Genomic DNA, 673 nt, shown 5'->3' on the forward strand with positions numbered 1-673 from the left:
GGACCAGATCGCTTCGACGCTCGGCATTTCGCGGCAAACGGCGCAGCGGCTGGTATCGCTGGCGGTGTCGGAGGGCTTGATCAAGGTTCGCGTCGACCATCCGATCGCCAACTGCCTCGATCTGGCGGCACGGCTGAGATCGCGCTTTGCGCTCGATCTGGTCGAGGTGGTGCCGAGCGACCCCAATTCGTCCTCGACCACGATCGGCATCGCCGAGGCGGCTGCCGCCGAGATCGAGCGGCGGCTGCGGTCACCGACCCCGATCGTCATGGCGATCGGCACCGGGCGCACGCTGAAGGCGGCGATCGAGCAGTTGCCGCCGATGGAATGCCCGCAGCACAAGGTGGTGTCGTTGACCGGCAACATCTCGCCGGACGGCTCGGCCGCCTTCTACAACGTCATCTTCACCATGGCCGACAGGGTCAAGGCGCGCTCCTTCCCGATGCCGCTGCCGGTCATCGCCTCGTCGCCGGAGGAGCGCGAGATGCTGCTCAACCAGCCGATGATCCAACCGACGCTTGCGCTTGCCGCCGAGGCCGACGTCACCTTCATCGGCATCGGCGACCTCGGCCCCAAGGCGCCGCTCTACGAAGACGGCTTCATTTCGGAGAGCGAATTGAAGGCGCTGCAGAAGGCCGGCGGCATCGCCGAGATCGTCGGCTGGGTGTTCGAC

Annotated in this window: 1 protein-coding gene; it reads left to right on the top strand. The window is 66.6% G+C overall.

Features of this window, described 5'->3' with window-relative positions; genetic code table 11:
- Window positions 1-673: sugar-binding domain-containing protein (locus EOD15_RS35155; protein ID WP_127409370.1), on the top strand; the 673-nt coding region annotated here is incomplete at both ends.

Origin of the sequence: Mesorhizobium sp. M7A.T.Ca.US.000.02.2.1, assembly GCF_003996995.1 — a bacterium.
Lineage (GTDB): Bacteria > Pseudomonadota > Alphaproteobacteria > Rhizobiales > Rhizobiaceae > Mesorhizobium.